This window comes from Klebsiella sp. 64 (assembly GCF_018223915.1).
Taxonomy (GTDB): Bacteria; Pseudomonadota; Gammaproteobacteria; order Enterobacterales; family Enterobacteriaceae; genus Klebsiella; species Klebsiella pneumoniae.
Window position 1 is genome coordinate 259,363 of the sequence record NZ_JAGRQZ010000001.1, and the last position, 19,066, is coordinate 278,428.

Annotated in this window: 16 protein-coding genes; 7 read left to right on the forward strand and 9 right to left on the reverse strand. The window is 58.5% G+C overall.

Annotated features, from left to right (window positions below; genetic code table 11):
- Positions 1-166 precede the first annotated feature (166 nt).
- Positions 167-1,195, forward strand: a complete 1,029-nt coding sequence (locus KHQ23_RS01270; RefSeq protein WP_004183880.1) for a Mal regulon transcriptional regulator MalI — start codon at positions 167-169, stop codon at positions 1,193-1,195.
- A gap of 39 nt (positions 1,196-1,234) precedes the next feature.
- Here KHQ23_RS01270 and KHQ23_RS01275 read toward each other — a convergent pair whose 3' ends face one another.
- Both KHQ23_RS01275 and manA read right to left on the reverse strand, forming a co-directional pair.
- Positions 1,235-2,812 carry a YdgA family protein gene (locus tag KHQ23_RS01275; protein ID WP_047694664.1) on the reverse strand — a complete coding sequence of 526 codons (1,578 nt, stop codon included), beginning with the start codon at positions 2,810-2,812 and terminating at the stop codon, positions 1,235-1,237.
- An 89-nt stretch (positions 2,813-2,901) separates the two neighbouring features.
- The gene (manA, locus tag KHQ23_RS01280) at positions 2,902-4,077 is read right to left on the reverse strand and encodes a mannose-6-phosphate isomerase (RefSeq protein WP_032434459.1); all 1,176 of its coding nucleotides are present in this window, start codon (positions 4,075-4,077) and stop codon (positions 2,902-2,904) included.
- A gap of 201 nt (positions 4,078-4,278) precedes the next feature.
- Here manA and fumA point away from each other — a divergent pair, with 201 nt between their 5' ends.
- Together fumA and fumC are read left to right on the forward strand one after the other, a co-directional pair.
- Positions 4,279-5,925 carry a class I fumarate hydratase FumA gene (gene fumA, locus KHQ23_RS01285; protein WP_002903313.1) on the forward strand — a complete coding sequence of 549 codons (1,647 nt, stop codon included), beginning with the start codon at positions 4,279-4,281 and terminating at the stop codon, positions 5,923-5,925.
- A gap of 339 nt (positions 5,926-6,264) precedes the next feature.
- Positions 6,265-7,665, forward strand: a complete 1,401-nt coding sequence (gene fumC, locus KHQ23_RS01290; RefSeq protein WP_032434460.1) for a class II fumarate hydratase — start codon at positions 6,265-6,267, stop codon at positions 7,663-7,665.
- Here the strand turns inward: fumC and tus are convergent.
- The 4 genes from tus to rstA form a co-directional block, all read right to left on the reverse strand.
- Positions 7,655-8,587 (reverse strand): DNA replication terminus site-binding protein, encoded by a 933-nt coding sequence (gene tus, locus KHQ23_RS01295; RefSeq protein ID WP_004148259.1) that lies wholly within the window; start codon positions 8,585-8,587, stop codon positions 7,655-7,657. The genes fumC and tus overlap by 11 nt on opposite strands.
- A gap of 75 nt (positions 8,588-8,662) precedes the next feature.
- The gene (rstB, locus tag KHQ23_RS01300) at positions 8,663-9,964 is read right to left on the reverse strand and encodes a two-component system sensor histidine kinase RstB (protein WP_004151564.1); all 1,302 of its coding nucleotides are present in this window, start codon (positions 9,962-9,964) and stop codon (positions 8,663-8,665) included.
- Between the two features lie 256 nt (positions 9,965-10,220).
- On the reverse strand, positions 10,221-10,583 hold the full coding sequence (locus KHQ23_RS01305) for a hypothetical protein (RefSeq protein WP_002903374.1): 363 nt from the start codon (positions 10,581-10,583) through the stop codon (positions 10,221-10,223).
- Positions 10,584-10,825: 242 nt separating this feature from the next.
- The gene (gene rstA / locus KHQ23_RS01310; RefSeq protein ID WP_002903377.1) at positions 10,826-11,545 is read right to left on the reverse strand and encodes a two-component system response regulator RstA; all 720 of its coding nucleotides are present in this window, start codon (positions 11,543-11,545) and stop codon (positions 10,826-10,828) included.
- Between the two features lie 128 nt (positions 11,546-11,673).
- Here rstA and KHQ23_RS01315 point away from each other — a divergent pair, with 128 nt between their 5' ends.
- Complete coding sequence (locus KHQ23_RS01315; RefSeq protein WP_002903379.1) at positions 11,674-12,009, forward strand: GlpM family protein; 336 nt, start codon at positions 11,674-11,676, stop codon at positions 12,007-12,009.
- Here KHQ23_RS01315 and folM read toward each other — a convergent pair.
- The 3 genes from folM to ydgH all read right to left on the reverse strand — a co-directional run bounded on the left by folM (position 12,006) and on the right by ydgH (position 15,275).
- Positions 12,006-12,728: a dihydromonapterin reductase gene (folM, locus tag KHQ23_RS01320; protein WP_004176334.1), complete on the reverse strand. Its 723-nt coding sequence runs from the start codon at positions 12,726-12,728 to the stop codon at positions 12,006-12,008. The two genes, KHQ23_RS01315 and folM, sit on opposite strands and share 4 nt — an antisense overlap.
- A gap of 36 nt (positions 12,729-12,764) precedes the next feature.
- Positions 12,765-14,147, reverse strand: coding sequence for an amino acid permease (locus KHQ23_RS01325; protein WP_032434463.1), 1,383 nt, complete (start codon positions 14,145-14,147; stop codon positions 12,765-12,767).
- A gap of 177 nt (positions 14,148-14,324) precedes the next feature.
- The gene (gene ydgH, locus KHQ23_RS01330; RefSeq protein ID WP_002903384.1) at positions 14,325-15,275 is read right to left on the reverse strand and encodes a DUF1471 family protein YdgH; all 951 of its coding nucleotides are present in this window, start codon (positions 15,273-15,275) and stop codon (positions 14,325-14,327) included.
- A 521-nt stretch (positions 15,276-15,796) separates the two neighbouring features.
- Between ydgH and pntA the strand changes: the two genes are divergently transcribed.
- The 3 genes from pntA to KHQ23_RS01350 all read left to right on the forward strand — a co-directional run bounded on the left by pntA (position 15,797) and on the right by KHQ23_RS01350 (position 19,062).
- The gene (gene pntA, locus KHQ23_RS01340) at positions 15,797-17,326 is read left to right on the forward strand and encodes a Re/Si-specific NAD(P)(+) transhydrogenase subunit alpha (protein WP_004148265.1); all 1,530 of its coding nucleotides are present in this window, start codon (positions 15,797-15,799) and stop codon (positions 17,324-17,326) included.
- Between the two features lie 10 nt (positions 17,327-17,336).
- Entirely contained in the window at positions 17,337-18,725 is a 1,389-nt protein-coding gene (pntB, locus tag KHQ23_RS01345) for a Re/Si-specific NAD(P)(+) transhydrogenase subunit beta (protein ID WP_002903386.1), read from the forward strand.
- Between the two features lie 148 nt (positions 18,726-18,873).
- Positions 18,874-19,062 carry a YdiH family protein gene (locus tag KHQ23_RS01350; RefSeq protein ID WP_002903388.1) on the forward strand — a complete coding sequence of 63 codons (189 nt, stop codon included), beginning with the start codon at positions 18,874-18,876 and terminating at the stop codon, positions 19,060-19,062.
- The last annotated feature ends 4 nt before the right edge of the window (positions 19,063-19,066 follow it).

Here is a 19,066-nt window from a genome sequence, read left to right on the forward strand (position 1 = left end):
GTTCCTGATTCATAAGTGGTCGGGAGAACTAACGCCACGGCAAGATAAAACGTTTTATCACTTTTTAGTGCGATAAAAATCACATATTCAAGCGATAATAAGGTTTATAAAGATCGCACAATGATAAAACGATTTATCGACAGGCAAGGGAGTCAGCCAGCAGGTTATGGCTATCGCAAAAAAGATCACCATCAATGATGTGGCGCTGGCTGCCGGCGTCTCCGTGAGTACCGTTTCACTGGTACTGAGCGGCAAAGGGCGCATCTCCAGCGCCACCGGCGAGCGGGTTAATCAGGCTATCGAACAGCTGGGATTTGTGCGCAATCGTCAGGCGGCCTCGCTGCGCGGTGGGCAGAGCGGCGTGATTGGCCTTATCGTCAGCGACCTGTCAAAACCGTTTTATGCTGAATTAACCGCCGGCCTCACCGATGCCCTGGAGAGGCAGGGGAAAATGGTATTTCTCACCCAGGGAGGCCGCAGCGGCGAGAAGATGGCCCAGCGGTTTGATACGCTGGCGGCGCAGGGGGTGGACGGGGTGATTATCGCCGGGGCGATCGACCGCGGGAGCGAGCTGCGCGAGCGTGCGGCGGAGGCGGGGGTGCCGCTGGTGTTTGCTTCCCGCGCTAGCTATCTTGACGATGTCGACCTTATCCGCCCGGACAACATGCAGGCGGCGCAGCTGGTGACCGAGCATCTGATCCGCCGCGGCCATCAGCGGATCGCCTGGCTTGGCGGCCAGAGCTCGTCGCTAACGCGCGCCGAGCGGGTCGGCGGCTATTGCGCCACCTTGCTGAAATACGGTCTGCCGTTTCACAGCGAATGGGTGCTGGAGTGCGAGTCGAGCCAGAAGCAGGCGGCGGAGGCGATGACCGGCCTGCTGCGCCAGAATCCGACCATTACCGCGGTGCTGTGCTACAACAACGTGGTAGCCACCGGCGCGTGGTTCGGTTTGTTACGGGCTGGAAGACAGAGCGGGGAAGATGGCGTCGAGAGCTACTTTGAGCAGCGGGTGGCGCTGGCGGCGTTTGCCGACGTGCCGGAGGCCGCCCTCGACGACCTGCCCCTCACCTGGGTGACCACCCCGGCGCGGGAGATGGGGAAAAGCCTGGCGGATTCGATGCTGCGGCGGCTGGAAGAGGGGACTGGCGAGACGCGAAACCAGATTATGCCCCCGCGGCTGGTGACGCGAAAATGAGGGAGACGGCGCGCGCTGGCCGTCTCCTGTACCGATAAGTTACGGCTGCGGGGCGGCGTCGTCCTGCTGAGGAGCGGCGTCATCCTGCTGCGGCTGGCCTTCCTGCTGCGGCTGGCCTTCCTGCGGCGCGCTGTCCGGCAGCGAAGGCGCTTCCAGACCAAACATCGCGGCAAAGTCTTGCAGCGGCATTTTCTGTCCGTTCAGCGTCACCTGGCCGTTCGCGTACTGCAGACTGCTGCTGATGGCGTTAGCTTCCATGGTGGTAATGCGGAACATCTGGCCCATCGCCGCCAGGCCTTTGACCTGCTGATCGGCAAGCTTGGCGGCATCGGCCGGCTGATAGCCTTCCAGACCGGCGATCTTAGTCATAAACTCCGTCGCCATATCCACCGGGATCACCACTTTGCCGTCCAGGGACTGCACCACGCGATCCAGGCTGTCCGCCAGGGTCTGCGGCGGAGCGGTCACCTGGGCCGGATCTTTCAGCAGAACCGAGAGGTTGAGGGTGCTTTCGCCTTTGGCATTGCGCCAGCTCAACGGAGAGATGGTCACCGACGGGTTGCCTTTGAGCAGGATCGGCAGCGCATTGAACAGCGTTTCGGTGAGGGCCTGCTGATACAACTCCGGATTCTGCGCCAGCTCCGGTTTCGCCAGCAGCGCCTGAGACTGCGCGCTGTACTGCTGACTGAACTGGTGCCACGCCTGACCGTCGACGTTATCCACTTTCAGCGTGAGTTTGCCGCTGCCCATATCCTGCCCCTGCAGCTTGAGGCTGTTGACGGTGTAGTTCACCTGGCTGTTCACGCCTTTGCCGTCCTGGGTCAGCGTCGAGCCGCCGTCCAGCGCCATGCCGTCGATCAGCGCCAGCTCTTTGCCTTCGACGCTGATGGCCAGTTTATCGAGGGTCATTTTTTGCTGGCCGATACGTTCGTTGAAGCTGGCCAGCTCGGTGGCGCCGTCGGTGGTCAGGTTGACGAAGCGCAGCTGTACCTTCTGATTATATTCATTGAGCGCATCGATCTGCCCGCTGCCGGCCTGGCCCTTCAGGCTGATGTTTTTGCCGTCGCGGTCGGCGTCGAGCTGGAACTGACCGCCGCTGAAGGTGACTTTCTCATCGACTTTAGCGTAGTCGAGGGCGTTAAGGACGATAGCCGACTGGCTGTCGCCGCTGTAGGCAATGCGCGTATCGACGGTAAAGGGGGTGTCGCCTTTGGCTATCTCGAACAGCGCCTGGCTGGCGTCGTTTTTCACCAGCGTGGTGTGGACGGAAGCCATTGCCGGCGCCAGATTAAAGGCTTTTAACGAGGCCAGCGGGAAGGGGCCATGATCGACCACTTCGTCAAGCACCACGCTCTGCCCGGCGGCCAGCCAGCCGTTAGCCTGACCGGCGATCGGCTTCACCACCAGCTGCAGATGGCTGCTGAACAGCCCGCGCTGGTAGTCCTGATAGCTCAGCTCCAGACCTGACTCCGGCGCGCTGCTGCGCAGCTGGGCGTTTGCCTGCTGCACCATATCGGCGATCCGGCCTTCCAGCTGTTTACCAGTGAACCAGGCGCCGCCTGTCCATACCACGCCCAGCGCCACGATGACTCCTGCTGCGACCAGCGATTTTTTCATAGCATTTATCCATAAATGAAGCCAGGCGGAGAGACCGCCTGGCTGAGTTATCACCAACAGTAAGCGCGACCTGAAGGGTCAGTCGCTTACTAGAGCTTATTGAAAACGCGCGCCACGCGGCCGCGGCCGCTGACCTGCACCGGCGATTCACTGGCGGCCACGAAGGCCGACTCGCCCGGCTTGAGGGTCAGGCTCTGGTCGCCTTTGCGCAGTACGGCTTCGCCGTCGACGCAGAACACGATCGCCGCGCTTGCCTGGGCCACATCGCTGGCCTCGGCGGAGAGGTCATGCAGGGAGAAGGCAAAATCTTCCACCGGGATCGGGAAGTCGAGTTCCGCGCCGTGACGCTGCGGCTGGGTCAACAGCTCACCCGCCGGTTTAGCCTCGAACTTGACGTTAGCAACCAGCTCAGGAATATCAATGTATTTCGGCGTCAGGCCGGCGCGCAGTACGTTATCCGAGTTGGCCATCACCTCCAGCGCCACCCCCTGCAGATAGGCGTGCGGCGTTTCAGCAAACAGGAACATCGCTTCGCCTGGGTTCAGCTTCACCACGTTCAGCAGCAGCGGGGAGAAGAGGCCGCTGTCGTCCGGATAGAATTCCGCGATCAGGCGGATAGTCTGCCACGGTTCGCCTTGTTCACGGGCCAGTACGTCGCGCAGCACCTGCAGCGCCTTGGCCTTTTCCTCACCCTGCATATTTAGCAGGCTGGCAAACAGCTGGCTCAGGTGAGTCGCGTCCGGCTGCTGCAGGAAGGCGCCGATTGCCGGATGCGCGCTAGCCACCGGCTGCAGCAGGGTGACAATCTCGCTGAACTCGCGAAATGCATTCATCGCCAGGAACGGCGTCAGGGCAAAAACCAGCTCCGGTTTGTGGTTCGGATCTTTGTAGTTACGCTCGGCGGCGGAGAGCGGGATACCGGCGGCGTTCTCGCGGGCGAAACCTTCTTCCGAGGCCTGCTTGTTGGGATGCACCTGAATTGAGAGCGGCTGAGCGGCGCACAGTACCTTAAACAGGAACGGCAGTTCACCAAAGCGGGCGGCAACCTTGTCGCCGAGCAGAGCGGCTTTATCCGCGTCAATCACCTCGCGCAGTGAACGCGGCTGGCCGTCGGCAGCCAGGATCTGCGAGCTGCTCTTCGGATGCGCCCCCATCCACAGCTCTGCCATCGGCAGATTGTCCGGGTTGGCGATGCCATAGAGTTCGGTTAAGGCGGTGTGGCTTCCCCATGCATAGTTCTGCACGGCGTTAATCAGCTTTTGCATTCTCAATCCCTGTTTCAAACAAAGTAAATTTTATCGCCCTATTAAACCAGCAAACGGTGGAGAAGCAACTGCTGAAAGAAAAAGTCGTCCTTGTCTCAGTTTTTGTTAAAAAATTGTGTAAGATTGTTCGACTCGCTTTTCTACAGGCACATGGAGTCCCTGCCTGAAACATAATCAGCCAAAGCAGTAAGTGAGAGTACAATGTCGAATAAACCGTTTGTTTACCAGGATCCTTTTCCGCTCAAAAAGGATGACACCGAGTATTATCTCCTCAGCAGTGATTACGTCTCCGTCGCCGAATTCGCCGGCCAGGAAGTGCTAAAAGTTGACCCTCAGGCGCTGACCCTTCTGGCGCAGCATGCTTTCCACGACGCCTCCTTTATGCTTCGCCCTGCGCATCAGCAGCAGGTGGCGGATATCCTTAACGATCCGGAAGCCAGCGAAAACGATAAATACGTCGCGCTGCAGTTCCTGCGCAACTCGGATATCGCCGCCAAAGGTATTCTGCCCACCTGCCAGGACACCGGCACCGCGATCATCATGGGTAAAAAAGGCCAGCGCGTGTGGACCGGCGGCGGCGATGAAGCCGCCCTGGCGCAGGGGGTGTACAACACCTATATCCAGGACAACCTGCGCTACTCGCAGAACGCGCCGCTGGATATGTATAAAGAGGTTAACACTGGCACCAACCTGCCGGCGCAGATCGATCTCTATGCTACCGATGGCGATGAGTACAAATTCCTCTGCATCGCCAAGGGCGGCGGCTCGGCGAACAAAACCTATCTGTACCAGGAAACCAAAGCGCTGATCACCCCGGCGAAGCTGAAAAATTACCTCGTCGAGAAGATGCGCACCCTCGGTACTGCCGCCTGTCCACCGTACCATATCGCCTTCGTGATCGGCGGTACCTCGGCGGAAGCGACGCTGAAGACCGTGAAGCTGGCGTCCACCAAATACTACGATGGCCTGCCGACCGAAGGTAACGAGCACGGCCAGGCGTTCCGCGACGTGCAGTTGGAGCAGGAGCTGCTGCTGGAGGCGCAGAACCTTGGTCTCGGCGCGCAGTTCGGCGGCAAATACTTTGCCCACGATATCCGCGTGATCCGTCTGCCGCGTCACGGCGCTTCCTGCCCGGTAGGGATGGGGGTTTCCTGTTCCGCCGACCGCAACATCAAAGCCAAGATTAACCGCGACGGCATCTGGATCGAGAAGCTGGAGAGCAACCCGGGGAAATATATCCCTGAGCATCTGCGCCAGGCCGGGGAAGGCGAAGCGGTGAAGGTAAATCTTAACCAGCCGATGAGCGAGATCCTGGCTCAGCTGTCGCAGTATCCGGTGTCCACCCGCCTGTCGCTGAGCGGGACTATCATCGTCGCCCGCGATATCGCCCACGCTAAGCTGAAGGAGCTTATCGACAACGGCGAGGCGCTGCCGCAGTACGTCAAAGATCACCCGATCTACTACGCAGGTCCGGCCAAGACGCCGGATGGTTACGCCTCCGGCTCTCTGGGGCCGACCACCGCAGGCCGCATGGACTCTTACGTTGATCTGCTGCAGTCCCATGGGGCGAGCAAGATCATGCTGGCGAAAGGCAACCGCAGCCAGCAGGTCACCGACGCCTGCCACAAACACGGCGGCTTCTACCTCGGCAGCATCGGCGGCCCGGCGGCAGTGCTGGCCCAGCAGAGCATCAAGAGCCTCGAGTGCGTGGCCTATCCGGAGCTGGGTATGGAGGCTATCTGGAAAATTGAAGTGGAGGATTTCCCGGCCTTTATCCTCGTTGATGATAAAGGCAATGACTTCTTCCAGCAGATCCAGACCTCGCAGTGCGCCCGCTGCGTGAAGTAACCCACGCCGCCCTTCGGGGCGGCGCTGGTCGATGACAAACCTGTTTTCGTTAGGGTGAGCGCCTTTCTGCCGGGCGGCGGCTTTCGCCTTACCCGGCCTACGAAAAACAGCAATATCAATAAGTTATGCAGTTCTCTGTAGGCCCGCGCAAGCGCAGCGCCGCCGGGCAATCCCGACGATTGCATTTTGTCAGCGGTCTGGGCTGCCCCTCGGGGCGGCTTTTTTTATGTCGCTTCGCGGCACGAACCACCAAAACAACTTATCAATCTGGCCAATACTTAGTCTTTTAAGCAGGTGAGCTTTGTCGCTATGACGCACTTTTCATCCAAGGAGAAAGTAATGACAACGCATCGCAGTGAAAAAGACTCGATGGGCGCCATCGAGGTCCCGGCCGATAAACTCTGGGGCGCCCAGACCCAGCGCTCGCTGGAGCATTTCCGCATCTCGACCGAAAAAATGCCCGGGGAGCTGATATTCGCCCTGGCGCTGACCAAGCGGGCGGCGGCGAAGGTTAACCAGGATCTCGGACTGTTGACGGCGGAGAAAGCCGGGGCGATCGTCGCCGCCGCTGACGAAGTGCTGGCCGGAAAGCACGCGCAGGAGTTCCCCCTGGCTATCTGGCAGACCGGCTCCGGCACCCAAAGCAATATGAATATGAACGAGGTGCTGGCCAACCGCGCCAGTGAACTGCTCGGCGGAGAACGGGGGATAGCGCGAAAAATTCATCCCAATGACGATGTGAATAAGAGCCAGAGCTCAAATGATGTATTCCCCACCGCCATGCACGTCGCGGCGCTGATTGCCCTGCGGGAAAAAGTGATCCCGTCGCTGCAGGCGCTGCGGGCGACGCTCAATGAAAAAGCGGTGGCCTTCAGGGATATCGTCAAGATCGGCCGCACCCATCTGCAGGACGCCACGCCGCTCACCTTAGGCCAGGAGATCTCCGGCTGGGTGGCGATGCTGGACCATAGCCTGAAGCACATTGAAGCCAGTCAGCCGCATCTTGCCGAGCTGGCGCTGGGCGGGACGGCGGTAGGCACCGGGCTGAATACCCATCCGGAATATGCCGTACGCGTGGCGGCCGAGCTGGCGTCGCTCAGCGGACAGCCATTTGTCACCGCGCCGAACAAATTCGAAGCGCTGGCCACTGTGGATGCCCTGGTCCATGCCCACGGCGCGCTGAAAGGCCTGGCGGCCTCGCTGATGAAAATCGCTAACGATGTCCGCTGGCTGGCCTCCGGCCCCCGCTGCGGCATTGGTGAAATCGCCATCCCGGAAAACGAGCCAGGGTCATCGATTATGCCGGGCAAGGTTAACCCAACCCAGTGCGAAGCTCTGACCATGGTCTGCTGCCAGGTGATGGGCAACGACGTGGCGGTGAATATCGGCGGTGCTTCCGGCAACTTTGAGCTTAACGTCTATCGCCCGATGGTCATCCACAACTTCCTGCAGTCGGTGCGTCTGCTGGCGGACGGTATGGCGAGCTTTAACGAGCACTGTGCGGTGGGTGTTGAACCGAATCGCGAGCGGATCAGTCAGTTGCTCAATGAGTCGCTAATGCTGGTTACTGCGCTGAATACCCATATCGGCTACGACAAGGCGGCGGAAATCGCTAAAAAAGCGCACCATGAGGGGCTGACTCTCAAAGCCTCGGCGCTGGCGCTGGGCTACCTGACGGAAGCCGAATTCGACAGCTGGGTGCGCCCGGAAGAGATGGTCGGCAGCCTGGCTATTCGCTAGCCAGCCAGAGGTGCAGGCGCGGGATAAGCAATCTCAGCGACTGCGCCTCCGGTTTGTAGCGATACTGCACATTGTCGGCATCATAGTTCAGCAGCTCGCCAATATCCGGTACGCTGACCCCCCGGCTGCCGGACATCAGGGCGATCAGCGGGCTGGGGCAGGCGTACTGTACCTGTTTCTGCTCGCCGGCGTACCAAACGCGGGCGATCGGCTGGACTTTCACCGGTCGTTTTATTTTCAGCCGCGCCCGCTGCGGCAGGGCGGCGATATCCTGATACTCCCTTTCCAGTTTGCTCTGCCACTGCTCCCGGGTCCACGGCGGCACCGCCCGCGGCGCTTGCAGGCTTTTCTCCAGCATCATCAACACCTGGTCGCGGGTCAGATTCTTGATGACGTGCTTATTGGCCCAGCCGAAGCGGATGGTGCTCGGGTCGACGAGGGGCGTCAGCGTGCGGTAGGCGCTTAGGGTGATCAACCCCGGCAAATGACGGTGTACCCACTCAAAACGGGCGGTGGGGGGCAGGCCGGAGTCGACGGTGACGATCTTCTCGAAGGTGGCCTTCAGGGCATTGATATGCTGAATACGCGCCAGCAGATCCTGCTGCTCCGCGGCGGTAACCTGCAGGCAGATAGCCCCCGGCAGGCGTACGGCGGCCTTGCTGCTGCGGTTTTCCGATTGCTGCTGGATAAACAGATGGCTGTAGTGGCGCAGGGCGCGCGCCAGGGCCGTCTTGCCGATGTGCTGCACCACCGGAATGGTGGCCAGCGGATCGTGCTCGGCATCCTTACCGATCGCCGGCAGTTCAAATACCCGGCCCGCCAGCAGACGGCAGTCACTTAACGCCTGCTGGAGCGCCTGCAGCTCCAGCTCGATCTGGCGAAAGGTATTATTCAGACGTTCAACGAGGTCGTAGCTGGCCATTATTACCACCTTAGTTACAACATACTATTAGATTTTTGCAGCATACCCAGCCCGCGGCTTCTGCGCAAGTTTTATTCAGGCAGAGGTGAAATCAGGCAGCTGATGATAGACCGGCCAGCTAAAGCAGAAGCGGGCGCCGCCGAGAGGGCTGGCCTCGCAGCGCACCTCGCCGCCCATCGCCTGGGCGATACTGTGGACAATCGCCAGGCCGAGGCCGCAGCCTCCTGTCGCCCGGTCCCGGCTGGGGTCAAGGCGGACAAAGGGCTCAAACACCCGCTCGCGCTCCTCGGGGGCGATTCCCGGGCCGTCATCCTCAACCAGCAACGATGCGCGCGAACCCTGCAGCGTCAGGCTGACCGCTACCCGCTGGCTGCTGTAGCGCAGGGCGTTATTGACCAAATTATCCAGCACCCGCTCCATCAGTCGCATATCCAGCGCGCCGTAGTTACCGTGGGTCAGCGTCGCCAGGGCGACCTCGCGCTGTGGGTTAACCATCTGGATATCCTCGACGTGATCGCTGATCCAGGCGGGAAAATCGGGAGTCGTCAGGCTGAGCTCCGTCTGCGGGCGGTCGAGGCGGGCGTAGGTCAGGAGCTCTTCAATCAGCGCCTCCAGCTGACCGATATCGCGGTTCAGCGCCTGCGATTCCGCCTCGGTGAGATTCTCGCTCATCTCCAGACGGTAGCGCAGGCGTACCAGCGGTGTCCTGAGTTCATGGGCGATGCCGTCAATCAGCTGCTTTTTGCTGGCAATAAGCGCATTAATGTTATCGGCCATTTGGTTAAAGGCCACCCCGAGCCGCTCGAAGCTGGACATACTGTCGAAGTGAATGCGCTCGCTGAGGTGACCTTCGCCAAAGCGCTGGGCGGCCGTCTCAATGCGCAGCATGTCCTGCCAGTGCGGGCGCATCCAGATAAACACCGGAAAGGCCAGCGAGATAGCAATAAACGCCATCAGCGCCACGTCCAGCAGGCGCATCTCATGCAGAAAATAGAGATAGGGCACCGGGCCCACCGACAGCACATAGTGGCTGCGGGGAATGCGCTGAATAAAGGTGTACTGATCGTCGAGGGCGACGATATCGCCGGCGCGCAGGTGCTGCATCGAGCTTTCCGACAGCTTAAATTTGCTGATCGGCTCGATGTGCAGATCAAACGATAAATTCAGGTCCAGCTCTTTAAGGGTCTTGCTCCAGTCGCGCGGCGGTATCTCCCGCAGCTCGCTGCGCATCAGATACAGCGAGCTTTTCATCAAATCGTCAAGCGACTGCCGTCCGGCGCGCTCCGCGGTAAATTTATAGACCAGACCGACCAGCATGGTCATCACCAGAAAGCAGACGAAGAGCAGAAGATAGAACTGCACGAACAGCTTTTTCATTACATTACCGCGTATTCAAGAGAAACCTGTCTGGCGCCCCAGGGGCATCTTCTGCGCGTCGGGGAGTCAATGTTATCGATATCCCCGGGCGAGGCGCGGGGAAATCATAGATACGCTATCAAAGCAGGGTTTATGCCCCCTGACAATAGCCAGCCTGGAGACAGAACGGTGAAAAGGTGACAGTGTCACTCGATGCGGTGATTTCTTCACCCTCGGGGGGAGCAGGGCAATCGTATTTTGTGCGTCGATGGATACGCTACTCACGATAATAAGGAATGTCTACCGGATAGGTGGTCGTCAGACTCAGCAGCCGACAGCGCACCAGTTTTTCCGTTTCGGCATACCAGTAAGCAAACTCGCCGGTGGTCTGGTGGTAAATCATCTGATCGAGGTTGGCAAACGGGATCACCAGCAGCGGCCCCTGGCGAACGTGGCCGCCGCCGGTTTCAAAGTGATGCTGCCCCCAGGATTGCTGGGTATGTTCATAGCGATGAAGGATCACCTCGATTTGCCCGCGCTGCGGACAGAGGAGTCGAATATCGGCGTTGTCGAGGGAAAAAGCCCAGCCAGAGAGAGAAGTGAACAGTGAGAGTGCCAAAAGTACAACGTATTTCATCATGCAAAAGTCCTGTGTTTTCAGGCTTTATGCCACTCTGACAGCGGTAAGTCCTTGAGCACAATCATATTGAGGAGTTATGTGATGGGGTTCTGTACGGCTAATTCTATTGATTTAATCAATATGACAAGTTCCGGTGATGAATGTGCGCGCCAGGGACGAACGCAGCAGGCAGCAAACGTGATAACTTTGCCGCCGGCGAGCGCGCGATGAGCGGGCCCCTCGCAGGGCCGCAGAAGGGCCGCTTAGTTATCCCAGGCGTGAGGGGCGAACAGGTAGCCTTTGTTGCGAACGGTCTTAATACGATAGGGCTCCGTGGCGTTGTCGAGCAGTTTTTTGCGCAGGCGGGAGATAGCCACGTCGACGCTGCGATCCATCCCGTCATAGGTAACGCCGCGTAAATTTTTCAGCAGTGCGTCGCGGTCCATAATCTGCCCGGCGTGGGTGGCCAACTCCCACAGCAGATCGAAATCGGCGGTCGACAGGGCGACGTTTTCTCCGCCAAGCAGCACCTGGCGGTTGACCGGGTCAATGGTCAGCGAGCCGAAGGAGATGGTTTTATGTGGCGTGAGCGTTGAGGAGGCGGATCCGGCGCCTGCCGGAGCAATATGCTGGCGCAAATGCAGACGCAGTCGCGCGAGAAGTACCGCTGGCGGGGTGGTTTTCAGAATATAATCGCTGGCGCCCATCTCCAGGGAGAGGATATGGTTCATATCGCTGTCGAGCGAAGTCAGCAGGACAATCGGCCCTTGCCATTGCCCGCGCAGATCGCGACAGAGCGTCATTCCGTCCTTGCCGGGCAGCATAATGTCCAGCAGCACCAGATCCGGTTTCTCCCGCGCGATCACCTCCTCAGCGCGGTCGCCGCGAGGCTCGACCACAACATCCATATCATGCTTGCCGAGATAGGCGGCGATCAGCGTGCCTACCTCAGGGTCATCCTCAACAAAAACGATTTTATTCATGTCTATTGCACATCAGTAAAAGAAGTAACATACACCGCACTTATTTTACCCGCCATTACTCTTTTATAAACAGCGTTAAATCCGCTATGCTGCCCTAACTTATTGATTCACTGTTAAGGCATACGGGCATGGGGCTGTTAATCAAAGGGCTGTTGGGAGCGCTGGTGGTGGTGCTGATTGGCGTGCTGGCGAAAACCAAAAACTACGCTATCGCTGGCCTGGTCCCGCTGTTTCCCACCTTTGCGCTCATCGCCCATTATATTGTCGCCAGCGAGCGGGGGATCGAAGCCCTGCGCGCGACCATCGTATTCGGCATGTGGTCGATTCTTCCCTATTTTATCTATCTGCTGTCACTGTGGTATTTCACCGGGATTATGCGCCTGCCGTTGGCGCTGGCAGGCGCAGTGGGATGCTGGGGGCTGTGCGCCTGGCTGTTAATCCTCGGCTGGAGCCGTTTCCACTAGCGCAGCGGGCGGCCGCCGTCGACAGCGAATGAGCGGCCGGTAACGTAGCGGCTGGTAAACAGGTAATCGATGAGATCGCTAATCTCTTTTTCGCCAGGGGCGATTTTCATCAGCGATTTATCCAGCGCCTGCTGACGATAGGCCTCGTCGTCACCCTCATTAAACATGATTAGCGACGGCGCGATGGCGTTGACCTTAACCTCTGGCGCCAGCTTGCGAGCGAAGGAGCGGGTCATGTTATCCAGGGCGGCTTTGCTGGCGGCGTAGGCGATATGTTTGTCGCTCCCGCGCTCCACCACGTAATCGGTGATATGGATAATGTCGCTGGCGGCATGGCCGTGGCCGCGCAGCAACGCCTCCAGCGCATGGTTGAGCAGATAGGGGGCGTGGACGTGGATCTGCATCATGCGGTTGATGACGGTGCTCAGCGGGACGCCCGGCTTTTCCGCCATCCAGTCGCTGGCGTTATGGATGATGGCGCGCAGACCGTCGGTGTGTGATTTGACCGCTTCAGCGAAGGTCAGAATGCCGTCATCGCTGCTAAAATCGGCCTGCAGGCAGAGCGCGCCCGCTTCGCGCAGGCCGTCAATCGCCGGATAGGGCGTACGATAGCTGACGATGACCGGCTGGCGCTGCTGCAGAAAATGGTGTGCCAGAGCGAGGCCGATGCGGCGGCCTGCTCCTGTGATCAGAATCGGGCGGGGCTGTTGTTCAGCCATGGGTATCTCCTATGCGTTCTGCGGCAGGGCGACCGCTTACCCCACCAGCATCCACGTTGCCGGCACAGCGGCAACCAGCAATAAACCAATTAGCGCCACTTCGCGGCGTTTGAGCGAACGATCGTGCTGGTGCGTACGTCGGGCGTACAAAAAGACCAGAAGACCCGGAGCGTAAAGTACCACCGACAACAGCAAATGCACAGGCCCCGACGCGTATAATAACCATATGCCATAAATACAGGCGCCGATAGCCACCGCTTTATGCAGCGGGCGAGTGGCGATTTTCAGCAGAAAGGCGCCGACCAGCAGATAGGGCACGAGAATCATCTCAGAGGCAATGGTCAGCAGCGTGCCGTAGTCCGACCCGGTCAGCCAGATCAGCACCAGCGATACCTGAACGCTGATATTGGTCAACCACAATGAGGCGGAGGGGGCGTTGTTGCTATTCTGACGGGCAAACAGGCGCGGGAAGGCTTTATGAGTGGCGGCGAGGAAAGGCACCTCCGCGGCCATGATGGTCCAGCTGAGATAAGCGCCGCACACCGACACGATCAGCCCGGCGGCAATGACGATCTCCCCCCATGACCCCATCAGCCTGACCATCAGTCCCGCCATCGACGGGTTACGCATTTCGGCCAGTTCGCTGCGCGGCACAACGCCCAGCGACAGCAGGGTGACCAGCAGATACATCGCGAGGGCCGACAGCACCGCCAGCAGCGTCGCGCGGCCAACGTCGCGCTTGTGTCGCGCCCGCGCGGACACGACTACCGCCCCCTCCACGCCGATAAACACCCACAGGGTGATCAGCATGGTGTTTTTGACCTGTTCCCATACCGGCACGCCCAGCGCCAGGCCGCTAAAATCGAGGCGGAACGTATCCAGCTGAAAGGCCAGGGCGGCGAGCGCGACAAAGGCGCCCAGCGGCAGAAGCTTGGCGAGGGTGGCCACCAGGTTAATCCCCGCTGCCGTCTGGACACCGCGCAGGACCAGAAAGTGGACGACCCACAGCAGAACCGACGCGCCAACGATAGACTGCCAGGTATTACCATCGCCAAACAGGCGCAGCTCAGGGGTATCGGTGAAAAAACTGAGCGCCGAAAAGACGATAACCAGATAGGAGACATTGGCGATCACCGCGCACAGCCAGTATCCCCAGGCGGAGCAGAAGCCGATCAGTTCGCCGAATCCTTCGCGAGCGTAGGTGAAGATCCCGCCGTCGAGGTCGGGACGAATACGGGTCAAGAGCAGCATGGCGAAAGCGAGAAACAGGATCCCGACGCCGGTGATGGCCCAGCCAATGAGCAGAGCGGAGGGGCTGGCCACGGCAGCCATATTTTGCGGCAAACTGAATACGCCAGCGCCGAGCATTGAGCTAAGGACCAGGGCGGTCAGGGCGCTCAGGCCCAGTTTCTTTTCCATTGCATTCCCGAGGTGAAAATGGCTGTTCCAGAATATTTATTTTGCGAAATCGCATAAAAATGGAGGATTGCGCTAAGGCGCGGGATTTTACGGAGTGTCCGGGGGCCATGCAATGGCGGGGGATGAAAAAAAATAAAAAGGCGGCAATGCGCCGCCTTTTTAGCCAGCCAGCAGCGATTATTTGTACAAATCGGCGCTGATGGTGATGTTGCCGCCGCGTTCCTGCCACTGGCGGGTGATGTGGTAGTACTTCGCCCCTTTCTTCGCCGCGCGTTTCGCCGTCTGATAGGAGATTTCGGTCATGTTGCCGTAGTTGCCGGTGAACTGGATGTTATCGAACGGCACCATTTGCGCCGCAGTCACTTTGTTCACTTCTTCGACCTTAGTGCCGTTCGGCAGAGTGACAGTGTAACGTCCACCTTTCGAAGACTGAGTCTCAAAGAAACGCCCAACGCCGGTACCCGAACCCACCGCGGCGGTGGTGGCAACGCCCGGAATTTCAACGTTCTTCGCCGCTTCGCCGCCTTTGGCCAGCGCTGCGCGGCCAGCTTCAGAGTCAGCCGGGATCGCGTCCGGGCTCTGCAGCACGCGTTTTTCAGCATCTTTTTTGTAGATATAAGCGGTAATGCGCTGGTTGCCGCCCTGGTTGGCGTCAACCTGGCGGACGATAAAGAACGCATAGGCGCCTTTTGCTTTCGCCGCTTTGGTGATGGCGTCGTTGACTTCCGGCTGGCTGCGATAGAAGCCCTGAACGGTGACGGTGTCGTAAGGCATCAGCTCAACGGCCTGATCTTTCGGCAACTCCATCACGCCGTTGATAATGCGATTCTTCGGCGCATCCGCTTTCGGCGCGTCTTCTTTATAAAGGTCAGCCGTGACGCGCCAGTTGCCGCCATTGCCGTAGTCCGACGTGTCGACAACATAGAATGAGGCCGCGCCGTCTTTGTCGGCTTTGCGCGATACTGCCTGTACCGCATCGCCAATGGCATTAAACCGGCCGGTGACGACAACGCGATCGTAGGGCTTCAGCGCAGCCGCCTGCTCCGGGGTCAACTCGGTCGCTGCATGGGCAGACAACGTGGCGGTTGTCAGGAGAGCAGACGCCAGGAGGGTGTTTTTAAGCTTCATAAAAATAATCCTTTGCCTTGCGCAAACCATATACTGGTGTTGTTGTTGACTGAAAACGTTTGATTATTGCATTTAATCGCCGTGACTGTCTGCGTCAATTTTTGCTTGCCGCCCGAATCGTATACTACGGAAAGATAACATTTTTCGATATGTTGAAAAAACAGGCGCTTGACCAGCAAAAACGATAATCAATACCACTTTTATTAGTTAATGTAATGTTAACACAATGATCTCAATGGCGATAAATGGCGTTTTATACCGCAGGATAAGCGGATTATCAGGCCTGGGCGGCAAATTCAGGTAAATATTGCTGCCCGGACCCATCTGAGCTGACAATAAGCAATAAAATCAAAATTTGTGTTTTATCGCAGTAGATCACAATCGGTATTTTCAGTAGGTTATAAAAAGTTTGTTACTGTTTCATTTTGTAGACAGCGAAAGATGGCGAGGAAGATTTTGCCGTCCTGGCGTTGTTGGGCAGAAAAGTAAACCATCATCAAAAACCGATGGAAGGGAAAACTATGCGTATTGGTGTACCACAAGAAAGGCTAGCCCAGGAGACCCGGGCCGCCGCCACGCCGAAGACCGTTGAGCAATTGCTCAAACTCGGCTTTAGCGTCGCGGTAGAAAGCGGCGCCGGGAAGCTGGCCAGCTTTGACGATGAGGCCTTTGCCGAGGCAGGAGCTGAAATCGTGACCGGCGACGAGGTATGGCAGTCTGATGTCATCCTTAAGGTCAATGCTCCGAATGACGATGAAATTGCCCTGCTGAATCCGGGGACCACGCTGATTAGTTTTATCTGGCCGGCGCAAAACCCGCAGCTGATGGAAAAACTGGCGGCCCGTAATATCAACGTAATGGCGATGGATTCCGTGCCGCGTATTTCCCGCGCCCAGTCGCTGGATGCGCTCAGCTCAATGGCCAACATCGCCGGGTACCGCGCTATCGTTGAAGCGGCGCATGAATTTGGTCGATTCTTTACCGGGCAGATTACGGCGGCAGGCAAGGTTCCGCCCGCCAAGGTGATGGTCATTGGCGCCGGGGTAGCCGGTCTGGCGGCGATTGGCGCCGCCAACAGCCTGGGCGCTATTGTTCGCGCCTTCGATACCCGTCCGGAAGTGAAGGAGCAGGTGCAGAGTATGGGCGCCGAGTTCCTCGAGCTGGACTTTAAAGAGGAAGCGGGCAGCGGCGATGGCTACGCCAAGGTGATGTCTGAGGCCTTTATTAAGGCTGAAATGGCGCTGTTCGCCGCGCAGGCGAAAGAGGTCGATATCATTGTCACCACGGCGTTAATCCCGGGCAAACCGGCGCCGAAGCTGATCACCCGCGAAATGGTCGACTCCATGAAATCGGGCAGCGTGGTGGTCGATCTGGCCTCGCAAAACGGCGGCAACTGTGAGTACACCGTACCGGGCGAAGTGGTGACCACCGCCAACGGCGTGAAAATCATCGGTTATACCGATCTTCCTGGCCGTCTGCCGACCCAGTCCTCCCAGCTCTACGGCACCAACCTGGTGAACCTGCTGAAGCTGCTGTGCAAAGAGAAAGACGGCAATATCGTTATCGATTTCGATGACGTGGTAGTGCGCGGTGTGACCGTTGTTCGCGAAGGTGAAATCACCTGGCCGGCGCCGCCGATTCAGGTCTCCGCTCAGCCGCAGGCCGCGGCGAAAAAAGTGGAAGCGCCGAAAGAAGCGGTGAAACCGGCGTCGCCGTGGCGCAAATATGCGCTGATGGCGCTGGCGATTATTCTCTTCGGCTGGCTGGCCAACGTGGCGCCAAAAGAGTTCCTCGGCCATTTCACCGTCTTCGCGCTGGCCTGCGTGGTGGGTTACTACGTGGTGTGGAACGTCTCCCATGCGCTGCATACGCCGCTGATGTCGGTGACCAATGCCATTTCGGGCATTATCGTGGTTGGCGCGTTGTTGCAGATAGGCCACGGCGGCTGGGTCAGCTTCCTGAGCTTTATCGCGGTGCTGATCGCCAGCATTAATATTTTCGGTGGTTTTACCGTGACTCAGCGCATGCTGAAAATGTTTCGCAAAGGATAAGGGGTAGCACATGTCTGGTGGATTAGTAACGGCTGCATACATTGTTGCTGCAATCCTGTTTATTTTCAGCCTGGCGGGCCTGTCGAAACACGAAACGTCGCAGCAGGGCAACTATTTCGGCATCGCCGGGATGGCCATTGCCCTGATTGCTACCATCCTGGGGCCGGACGCCGGCAACGTCGGCTGGATTATTCTTGCGATGGTGATCGGCGGGGCGATCGGTATTCGTCTGGCGAAGAAGGTCGAGATGACCGAAATGCCGGAGCTGGTGGCTATCCTGCACAGCTTCGTGGGTCTGGCAGCGGTGCTGGTGGGTTTCAACAGCTACCTGCAGCATGAAACCGGTATGGAGCAAATTCTGGTCAATATTCATTTGACCGAAGTGTTCCTCGGGATCTTCATCGGCGCGGTGACCTTCACCGGTTCGGTGGTGGCGTTTGGTAAACTGCGCGGCAAAATTTCCTCCAGGCCGCTGATGCTGCCCAATCGCCATAAGCTGAACCTGGCGGCGCTGGTGGTTTCCTTCATCCTGATGGTGATTTTTGTTCGCTCTGACAGCACCGGCACCCAGGTCCTGTGCCTGCTGGTGATGACCGCGATCGCGCTGGCCTTTGGCTGGCACCTGGTGGCCTCTATCGGCGGTGCGGACATGCCGGTGGTGGTCTCGATGCTCAACTCCTACTCGGGCTGGGCGGCGGCGGCGGCGGGCTTTATGCTGAGTAATGACCTGCTGATCGTCACCGGCGCGCTGGTGGGCTCTTCCGGCGCCATCCTCTCTTACATTATGTGTAAGGCGATGAACCGCTCCTTTATCAGCGTGATCGCCGGGGGCTTCGGCACCGATGGTTCCTCCAGCGGCGGCGATGAAGAAGTGGGCGAGCATCGCGAGATTAGTGCCGAAGAGACGGCGGAGATGCTGAAAAACTCGCACTCGGTGATCATCACCCCGGGCTACGGTATGGCGGTGGCTCAGGCGCAGTATCCGGTAGCAGAAATTACCGAGAAGCTGCGGGCGCGGGGTATCAAAGTACGCTTTGGTATTCATCCGGTGGCCGGGCGCCTGCCGGGGCATATGAACGTCCTGCTGGCGGAAGCCAAAGTGCCTTACGACATCGTGCTGGAGATGGATGAGATCAACGACGATTTCAGCGACACCGACACCGTGCTGGTGATCGGCGCCAACGATACCGTCAACCCGGCGGCGCAGGACGATCCGAAGAGCCCGATCGCCGGCATGCCGGTGCTCGAGGTGTGGAAAGCGCAGAATGTGGTGGTCTTTAAGCGTTCAATGAACACCGGTTACGCCGGCGTACAGAACCCGCTGTTCTTTAAAGAGAACACTCATATGCTGTTTGGCGATGCTAAAGCCAGCGTCGATGCGATCCTGAAAGCGCTGTAATGTAACATAATTGTTTTACAACGTTTGTTTATAAGCCGTCTCCTGTGAGACGGCTTTTTTATATGCAGGGAGATGCCTGGAATTGTTCATAAAATAAGCGGCAAGAGGTGATATAATGTTCCGGTTCTTACATCAGACAGAGGATATTATGGATACCGAGTTAACCCCAACGCAGATGGCCATCGAATTCTTACGCCGCGACCCCACCGTCATGACCCCAGCGCAGTATCTGAAAAAACTTAAACTGCTGGAGCTGGAGTTTGCTGACCTGATGGCGCTCTCCTCGCTGGAGCTGAAAGAAGAGATCGATCTGGCCTGGCGTCTGGGTATCCACTAAGCCA